This is a genomic window from Streptomyces sp. NRRL F-5630, from assembly GCF_000719475.1.
GTDB lineage: Bacteria > Actinomycetota > Actinomycetes > Streptomycetales > Streptomycetaceae > Streptomyces.
The window spans coordinates 25228-33512 of sequence record NZ_JOGO01000083.1 but is presented as its reverse complement, the minus strand read 5'-3'; the positions used below and the strand labels follow the sequence as shown (position 1 = coordinate 33512).

The window sequence follows — 8285 nt, the reverse complement described above, 5'->3', positions numbered from 1 at the left end:
CATCCCCTCGCGCCTCCCGGCGACGCGGCACCCCTCCCCCGTCCCCCTGCCTTCACCACACCGGCTCGATGAGTTCCACCGCGCGGAGCGCCGCCGCCCGGGTCTGCGGGTCGGTGAGGCCCAGGGCGGGATCGAGTGCCGTGTCCGCGAACTTCACCGCGTGCTCGTCCCCGTGGGCCGCTGCCCGTGCGAACGCCTCGGCCCTGTCGAGGGCTTCGGCCTCCCGCTCAAGGGCTACCCAGGACGCGGCCCGCGCCGGACCGTAGGCAGCCGTCACCGCCGCGCTCGCCGCCCAGGCCGCCGCCACGCTCGGCGCCCAGAGGCCGGCGGGCAGCGCGGGCAGCACCCGCAGCACCGCGTTGGGCGCCGTCGCGGCGTGCACGAGCATCACCGGCTCCCCGTGCGCGTGCGTCGCGTACCGGCGTACGGCCGCGGCGACCAGCTCGCACAGCCGCTCGGCCGCCTCCTCCGGATCACGCGCCTCGGCGGCCGGCCACACCGGGAACGCGTCAAGGCGCGCCAGCCGCTCCCGGATACCGCCGCTCCGGTTCGCGACCAACGGCACCGCGTCCAGCGCCTCGTCCGCGCTCGCGTACGACTCCAACGCCCGTACCGCGGGCAGTAGCTGGCTGCGCGCCGCCCAGTACCCGAGCGCGTGCGCGAGTTCCGCGAGCCGCGGTCCGGGCGGGCCCCCCGCCGCCGCGGACACCTCACCTCCGCCGGGGGTATCCGCCTCCGTCGCGAGCAGCGTCCGCACGGCATGGCCGGTCCGGATCACGGGGTGCGTCGCACCGGCCGCGATCCCCGGCAACAGGCGCGGCCACCACGTGGCCAGCACCGTGCGCCACGGCGCCTCGGCGAGCCGTACGCCGAAGTACGTCGTCCAGTCGGCGACCCGGCGCGGATCGCCCATCGCCTCCTTCCAGTTCTCGTCGGTGACGCGCGCATACGAGGACGGCGCCTGCTCCAGCTTGTCCCGGTAGCGGTCGACCCAGCGGTGCACCGTGCCGCCGTGCCCGCCCCGCACCAGCGCCTCGACCGCCATCGGCGCGTGGTTGCTCAGCCAGCCGTTCCGCTCCGGTCCCGTGGAATGCAAGCGCTCCAGGGCCTCGTCGAGCACCCCGTCGTCTCCTCGGGGGGCGTGCGCTGTGTCCCCCGCCCCTCCTTTCGTCGGCGTGCCGACCGGTACCGCCGCCGGTCGCTCACGGACCGGGCCGGTCCGCCGCTCATCGGTGTCCTGCTGCCTCTGGTGAAGGGCCCCGCCGGGGGCGTCATCGGGAGTCATGACGCCGCACGCTAGGCCGTTCAGCAGAGGAACGTAACGGACCGTAGTCCTAGTTCCCACGTCCGGTGACTTTTTTCGGGTAGACCGGAGGTTCTGGGGCCAAAGGCGGGGGGCCCGCCAGGACCCGTACCGAAACCCCTGGTCAGCGGCCCCAGGCCGACGGGGGACCAGCAACCGGACCAATCGAAGGAGTCTCCATGACGCTCAGCCCGGAGGAGCGCCGCGCCTTTCTCGACGAGCCGCTCGTCGCGACCCTCGCCGTCGCCAGGGAGGGCGAGCGCGCACCGCTCGCCGTGCCCGTCTGGTTCTGGCAGGAGGACAACGGTGACCTGCTCTTCTTCACGGAGGCCGACTCGCTGAAGTCCCGCCTCGTCGAAGCCGCGGGCCGCTTCAGCCTGCTCGTGCAGCGCACGGAACCCACCTACCGCTACGTCTCCGCCGAGGGCCCGGTCGTCTCCGCGACGCCCACGACCCCGGACGAGTCGTACACCGACGCCGCCCGCTACCTCGCCCCCGACAAGGTGGACGCCTACGTCGAGCGCACCGGTGCCACGGGCGACCCGACCGCCGGCCTCGTCACCTACCGCATGCGTCCCGAGCACTGGTTCTCCGCGGACCTCGGCTCGTTCTGACCGCGCCCCCTCCGGGCGGGGGTGCGAGGCGCAGGTCGCCACGGCGGACCGCGCACCGCCCCCGCCCGCGGAACGCGCTACCGCCCGAGGTCCTTCTCGTACCACGCCACGTCCCAGTAGCGCCCGAACTTCCTCCCCACCTCCCCGTACGTGCCCACATGCCGGAACCCGAAGCGGTCGTGGAGCGCGAGCGAGGCCGGATTCGGCAGGGCGATCCCGGCGTAGGCGCGGTGGACGTCCTCACCCGCGAGGCACGCGAACAACGCCGTGTACAGCAGCGTGCCCAGCCCGTGACCAGCCTCTCCGGGCCGGCAGTAGACGCTGACCTCCACGGACGTCGCGTAGGCCGGTTTGCTGCGGAGCGCACCGCTCGTCGCGTAACCGAGCACGTCCGTCCCCTCCGGCCGGCCTGGCGCGTGGGCGACGAGGAGCCGGTGCGGGCCGCCGGTCGGGTGAGCGCGGAACCACTCCAGGCGCTGATCGGGAGTGAACGGAACCGTGTCGAACGTGATCGGCGTCTCTCTCACATAGTGGTTGTAGATCTCTGTGAGCTGCGGAAGGTCCTCCTCGCGCCCCGCCCTGACCTGCACCTTTTCGCCGGATTCCGGCACGTTCCCTCCCTCTGTGGCGCGACAGGGTACTGCATGATCCCGAAGATTGATGCGCTCCCTGGGAATTCTGTCCTGTTTCCAGTCGTTGTTTCCCACAGATGCCGGGCACCCGCGAGGGTGAAGCACTTCCGCGCGAGAGCGTGCCGAGTGCGGCATCCGACAGGGAGTACGTCCACCCACCATCGCAAGGGAGCACGCATGGCAACCCGTGCCGTCGCCCGTCGTCAGTCCGCCACCGGGAGCGGCGCCTCCCAGGCTTCGGGCTCCGGGGAGACCCGGGGTTCCAGGGGTGCCCGCTCCACGAGCGGGGAGATAGCCGACCGCGACCTGGTCGGCATGTACCTCGACGAGATAGCCCGTACGCCGCTGCTGGACGCCGCCAAGGAGGTCGAGCTCTCGCAGACCATCGAGGCGGGCGTCTTCGCGCGCCAGGTCCTCGACGGAGAGACCGACACCAGGAACGAGGCGTCCCGCGAGGAGCTCGAAGCCCTTTGGGAAGCGAGCGAGCGGGCCAAGGATGTCTTCATCCGGTCCAACCTGCGACTCGTCGTCGCCGTGGCCCGGCGCTATCCGCGTGCCGGACTGCCGCTCCTCGACCTGATCCAGGAGGGGAACGCGGGTCTGGTGCGCGCGGTCGAGAAGTTCGACTACCGCAAGGGCTTCAAGTTCTCCACGTACGCGACGTGGTGGATCCGGCAGGCCATCACCCGGTCCATCGCCGACCAGTCGCGCACCATCCGGCTGCCCGTCCACCTCGTGGAGGAGCTGGGCCGCATCCGCCGGGTGCAGCGCGAGTTCAACCGCGAGCACGGCCGCGACCCGGAGCACGCCGAGATCGCCGCCGAGCTGGGCTCGACGCCCGAGCGCGTCTCCGACGTCCTCGACTGGGCACGCGACCCCGTCTCGCTGAACATGTCCGTGGACGACGAGGGCGACACCCAGTTCGGTGACCTCCTGGAGGACACCTCCGCGGTCTCCCCGGAGCAGTCCGTGATGACGCTGCTGCGCAGCGAGGAGCTGGACGAGCTGATCGGCCGGCTCGACGAGCGCACCGCCTCCATCATCAAGATGCGCTACGGCATCGAGGACGGCCGCGAGCGCACCCTGACCGAGGTCGGCAAGCAGCACGGCCTCACCCGGGAGCGCATCCGCCAGATCGAGAAGCACGCCCTGCTCGAACTGAAGAAGCTGGCGCACGACACCGGCTTCGACGCGGCGGCGTAAAGGACACGGACCGCCGCCAGCCGCCCGCCCGCACCCCGGGGCGTACCGGAAGGGCCCGAGCCGCGAGGCACGGGCCCTTCGGCGTGCCATGGGGCGGTGGACGCGAAAGCGCGAGGAGGCGTGAGTGCGCGTGCGACGGGGCGAACCTGGGCAGAAGTGACGTAGGAGATGCGTCACTTCGGGAGAAAGAATCCGTTTTTCCTCTCATTGGTCCGGTGGAGTGAGGTCTACTGAAGCCATGCCTCAGCACGTATCGGTCATGCAGCAGGTCGGGGTGGCCGCCCTGGTAACGGCGGCGGTCGCCTGGGCCGTTGGGCTCGCCCGCGGTTCGCGCGGAGTACGTGGGGCACGGGGCGCCGAGCCCGCCTCCCCGCGCACCGCCCCTACGCTGGCTTCCGTCGGCACGCGACGCCCACGGATACCGCGCCAGTCCGTCCCCGCCTCGGAGAGCGTCGAACTCACCCCCGCCGAACGCGCCGCCTTCGCGGGCCTCGTCCAGCGCCTCGAAGGGCGCGGCTGAAGGCGTTCGCGGGGTGAGGAGCCCCGGCGGGTGGCCCCGAGGTGGGCGTCGTATCAGCGGGCCCGGGCCTGCCTGCGCGCGACCGCCCGGCCGATGCAGATGCTGTCGCCTGTTGTCGTCCCGCTCGGGCTGAGCTGCCCGGAGGGGCCTGCCCCGGCGCTTGGGGCGAGCTCGCGCGGAGGGCCAGCGCGGCGCTGAGGGTCGCCCTGGCGCCGAAGGGCCGGTGCAGCGTGGAGGAGCCAGCCTCGCGCTGAGGAGGGCCGAGCCCGCGCGGAGGGGTCGGCCCGGCGCGAGAGGTCGAGCCATGTGAAGGGGCTGGCCCGATGCTGGGCGCGAGGGACGAGCCCGCGTGGAGGGACTGGCCCGGCGCTGAGGGGCTGGGCCCCAGGAGAAGGCGGCCCCGCGTTGAAGCCCCGACCCCCGGGGGAATCGGTCTCTACGCTCCCGCACGCCGTCCGCTTCCCGTGTCCCGGCGGCCCGGGTCCGGGTGAAGGTCGGCTCGGGACGGCCGACCGCCCCCGTCAGAGCACGCGAGCGCGGCGCTCCATCGCCTCGTGCGCCTCCCCTTCCGTCTCGTAGACCTCGCACATGTGGCGCCGGTCGGGCGTCGCCGTGTGCTCGACCTCCCACAGGGAGACCTCGGTCCCGTCCAGGAGGAGGAACGCGTGCTCGTAGAGCGCGAAGCCGATGCCCGCTGTGGCCCGCAGGCCCGGGCGCGTGAACGCCTGGGTGATCTCGTGCGCGAAGGCGTTCCGCAGAAGGTCGGCGATGTCCTCGCGCGGGCAGTCCTCGTTCTCGGCCCGGCGCAGCAGCCGACGGGCGTGGTCCGCTGAGTTGTCAGGGACGTATTCGCGGCGCGGGACGGATTCCTCGGCGATCAGGTCGGCGGCGGAGTGGTCGATGCCGGACGGCAGTGTGTGCCACTCCGTCGGCCCGAAGGGCGCGCGCGACGCGGCCACCCTGGCCTCCTCGGCGTCCGCGTAGACCTCGTGGAGCGTCTCGTCCCCGGGGACGCCCCTCCGCGTGATCTCCCACAGGGTGAGATCGCTGCCATCGGGAAGCAACCAGCAGTGGCGGTAGGTCTCCTGGTGCAGCGTGGCCGTGTGGTGGGCCGAGTGCAGGGAGGTGTCGTGGGCGAGTGCGGAGTCGAGCCGAGAGAGGATCTCATCGGGCAGTTCGAATGAGTTGAGGGCGCGTCCAAGCAGTCGCATGAGGGGGTTCTCCGGCGACTCAGGTGTCTCGTACGGAACGCTCAAGGCATCTCCCGGCGTTGCTGCATGTCACCTCGTGGGTGCATACCGTAGCCCTATGGTTGGACATCATGTCCGGGAATCGTGAAAACGAACGAAGGTCGCGGAAAGTTCCGCGCGTCCCTCGTCGTAAGCTCCGAATCCGGAAGCGACGCTCGGAAGGTAGCGCCAAGTGCCGCCGAGGCGGAAGACGGCACGCTTGTACGGAAACTGACGCCTCGTCCATCCAAAGGGTTGCCCCCGCCGCTCAAACCCGCGCGGCGCCGCCTAGCACGCCGACTCCCCCTTCCGCTGTGTCCCCGACCGACCGGGTAAGGGCGGTAAGGGCTGCGCCCGGGGAGCCGCGCGGCGCCCCGGTGGGGTGCACGTCGGGGCACGGTTGCGCGGCCCGGCGCGTCCGTGACCGGCACGGGTCGCAGGGTGGTGGTGCGGCATCCGGGTGGTGAGGACGTGCGCACGGAGCGCCAAGGCGGCCCTGGGGGCGCCGGAGCGGGCGCGAGCGCCCCCATGAGGACCCGCACGCAGCCCCGTATGAGATGCGGTCCGACTGGCCCGCTCATCGGCGCCCCTGAGCCCAGACCTCCTGTGCGTGCTCCCCTCTGTCCCGTACCGCTCGCCCGCCGGGAAACCGGAGCACGGACGTACGCTGGGGGAATGAGCGAAACCCCCGAGCCGATGGCCAGTCCTTCCCCGCGGCCCCTCCCGGGCCCGGCGGAGGCCGAGACGCCCGGCCCGGCGAGGACTGAGCCGTCCGGCGGCTCGGCGGAAACTGAGACCTCCGGCTCCCCTGGGACTGAGACGTCCGGCCTGGCGACGACTGTGACGCCCAGTCCGGCGGAGGGCGAGACGGCTCAGACTCCCCAGGTCGCCGCGGCCCCCGGCGAAGCGGCCGTGGCTGCCCCGGACGCGGGTACGGAAGAGGTGGGCGCGGAAACGATGGCGGCCCTTCCGGAAGACGCGGAGACGGCCCGTCTCCGGCGGGCCAAGGCGCGCCTGGTCTTCGACGACCCGCTCTACGGGCGGGGCGGTGACGACTCCGACCGGGGGTGGGGCGACCGCCCGGTGCCGCGTGGTGGTTCGGCGGCCGACCTGGCCCGCTTCCTCGACGAAAAGCCCCCGCACCACATCTGACCGGAAGCGGTCCCGAGACCCGGCCGCGCGCCGCGGTACGCGGCTCAGCCCTTCGTGGGCCCTTGGCCCCCTGACGGGCCTTCCTGTGCTCCCGGCCCTTCCTGCGGCGGTGCGGCGGTCGCCCCGGGCGCCGCCGGCCCGTTCGGCGCGGACTCGCCGCGGGCGATCCGGGCGGCGACGAGCTCGTCCCTGATGTCCTTCAGGACGTCCAGCTCCGAGGCCGGCACCTCGGGTGCGCCGTACTTCGCCTCGCGGCGGGCCGCCAGCCGCGCCAGGTAGCGCGACATGGGCAGCACCATCAGGAAGTACACGACGGCCGCAGTGATCAGGAAGGTGAGGGCCGCGCTGAGGACCGTGCCCCACATGATCTGGATGCCCTCGGCCTCCCTGCCACCGTGCGCCGGCTCGCAGGGGCTTTGCAGGCAGTAGCTGTACTGGTCCAGGTCCTGCGTCCCGAAGGCGCCGACCACCGGGTTGATGACGCCCTTGACCACCGCGTTGACGATGTTCGTGAAGGCGGCCCCGATGACCACGGCGACCGCGAGGTCGATGACATTGCCGCGCATGAGGAACGACTTGAAGCCTTCCCACACACCAGGCTTGCTGTTCTCGCTCACCCAAGGACCTTTCCGTATGCGGATGTTGTGCGGTGCAAACAGTCTCGCAACCTACGACATCCGTCCCGGTCCTTGTCCAATTGCCTCCCCCCATCGAGGGACTTGACACGGCCCGGTCCGCTGTCTCGTGTACGGATCCGCAACCCCGGCCCCGCTTTCCGCCGCGGCCCCGGAGCGCAAGCAGCACTCCGGACACCTTCCGGATCAGGGTCCTCAGCATGCGACCACCGCCAGCGCGGAGGAGGCGGACGCCGCGGCGAGTTCCACCGCCGAGGCGCGCGGCACCGTGAGCACGACGACGGCACCGGAATCCGTCGCGTCCCAGCGCGTTTCCGCGTCGGCCCCCGGCCAAACCCCCGTCTCGGCGCTCTCCGGCGACGGACCCGGGAGGGGCGCCGTCGTACCCCCGGATGGCGAAGGCGTGGACTCAGGCGGGCGCGGAAGGGCGACAACCCGTGCTCCGGCCACCACGACGTGGGCCGCGCGTGGGCCCGTACGCTTCACCGCGATCACGTCCACCCGGTCCCCGGGCCGTACCAGGCGCAGACCCGCGGGCTCCGCGATCCGCACCGCGGTGCGCACGGAGCGCCGGTCGGCCGCCGTGTGCCGTGGCCCGTGGGCCTTGGCGCGTCCCGCCCCGGAGGCGGCCTTCGCCGCCGGAGCATCGGCCCCCGCCGAAGGCACGGCAAGGAGGAGGCCGCCGCAGAGCGCGAGGAGCGCGAGCACCAGACCCCGGCCCGGTGGGCGCCCAGGCCACCACCGCCCCACACCCGCACGTCGTACGGGTAGCGGAGGGAAGAGCGGGACGGTGCCAGTCGGCGGTACTTCGCGGCCCGGCGGTCCCGTCCCCGTACCGCCGCCGTACCCGGCGCCGTCTCTGTCCTGACCGTGGGCCTCGTGACCCGAAAAGCCGTGGCCCGAGAGCTCGTGCCCCACGGACTCGTACTTTGCGAGGCCCTGCCCGAGGATCTCGTGGCCATGGAACTCGTGCCGGACGGGTGTCACTTCGTGCGGC

The 8285-nt window shown here is 72.4% G+C and carries 8 protein-coding genes; 4 read left to right on the top strand and 4 right to left on the bottom strand.

Going from position 1 to position 8285, the window contains the following annotated elements; genetic code table 11:
* Positions 1-52 precede the first annotated feature (52 nt).
* The gene (locus tag IF99_RS0126540; protein WP_031000181.1) at positions 53-1120 is read right to left on the bottom strand and encodes a questin oxidase family protein; all 1068 of its coding nucleotides are present in this window, start codon (positions 1118-1120) and stop codon (positions 53-55) included.
* A gap of 362 nt (positions 1121-1482) precedes the next feature.
* Here IF99_RS0126540 and IF99_RS0126535 point away from each other — a divergent pair, with 362 nt between their 5' ends.
* Entirely contained in the window at positions 1483-1917 is a 435-nt protein-coding gene (locus tag IF99_RS0126535) for a pyridoxamine 5'-phosphate oxidase family protein (RefSeq protein WP_031000179.1), read from the top strand.
* A 77-nt stretch (positions 1918-1994) separates the two neighbouring features.
* Here the strand turns inward: IF99_RS0126535 and IF99_RS0126530 are convergent, their stop codons facing one another.
* Positions 1995-2528 carry a GNAT family N-acetyltransferase gene (locus IF99_RS0126530; RefSeq protein WP_031000177.1) on the bottom strand — a complete coding sequence of 178 codons (534 nt, stop codon included), beginning with the start codon at positions 2526-2528 and terminating at the stop codon, positions 1995-1997.
* Between the two features lie 198 nt (positions 2529-2726).
* Here IF99_RS0126530 and IF99_RS0126525 point away from each other — a divergent pair, with 198 nt between their 5' ends.
* Both IF99_RS0126525 and IF99_RS0126520 read left to right on the top strand, forming a co-directional pair.
* Positions 2727-3752 carry a sigma-70 family RNA polymerase sigma factor gene (locus IF99_RS0126525; protein WP_031000175.1) on the top strand — a complete coding sequence of 342 codons (1026 nt, stop codon included), beginning with the start codon at positions 2727-2729 and terminating at the stop codon, positions 3750-3752.
* A 238-nt stretch (positions 3753-3990) separates the two neighbouring features.
* Entirely contained in the window at positions 3991-4272 is a 282-nt protein-coding gene (locus tag IF99_RS0126520; RefSeq protein ID WP_031000173.1) for a hypothetical protein, read from the top strand.
* A gap of 521 nt (positions 4273-4793) precedes the next feature.
* On the opposite strand, the gene IF99_RS0126515 is transcribed toward IF99_RS0126520, so the two are convergent.
* Positions 4794-5528, bottom strand: coding sequence for a DUF6227 family protein (locus IF99_RS0126515; RefSeq protein WP_031000171.1), 735 nt, complete (start codon positions 5526-5528; stop codon positions 4794-4796).
* Positions 5529-6413: 885 nt separating this feature from the next.
* Here IF99_RS0126515 and IF99_RS35215 point away from each other — a divergent pair.
* The gene (locus tag IF99_RS35215) at positions 6414-6653 is read left to right on the top strand and encodes a hypothetical protein (RefSeq protein ID WP_420705722.1); all 240 of its coding nucleotides are present in this window, start codon (positions 6414-6416) and stop codon (positions 6651-6653) included.
* A 44-nt stretch (positions 6654-6697) separates the two neighbouring features.
* On the opposite strand, the gene mscL is transcribed toward IF99_RS35215, so the two are convergent.
* A complete protein-coding gene (mscL, locus tag IF99_RS0126505; protein WP_031000167.1) occupies positions 6698-7270 on the bottom strand; it encodes a large conductance mechanosensitive channel protein MscL in 573 nt (190 codons plus the stop codon).
* Between the last annotated feature and the right edge of the window lie 1015 nt (positions 7271-8285).

Bases quoted from the DNA above. Each gene is read 5' to 3' on its own strand.
- IF99_RS0126525 (WP_031000175.1), top strand. From the start codon at position 2,727: ATGGCAACCCGTGCCGTCGCCCGTCGTCAGTCCGCCACCGGGAGCGGC.
- IF99_RS0126520 (WP_031000173.1), top strand. From the start codon at position 3,991: ATGCCTCAGCACGTATCGGTCATGCAGCAGGTCGGGGTGGCCGCCCTG.
- IF99_RS0126535 (WP_031000179.1), top strand. From the start codon at position 1,483: ATGACGCTCAGCCCGGAGGAGCGCCGCGCCTTTCTCGACGAGCCGCTC.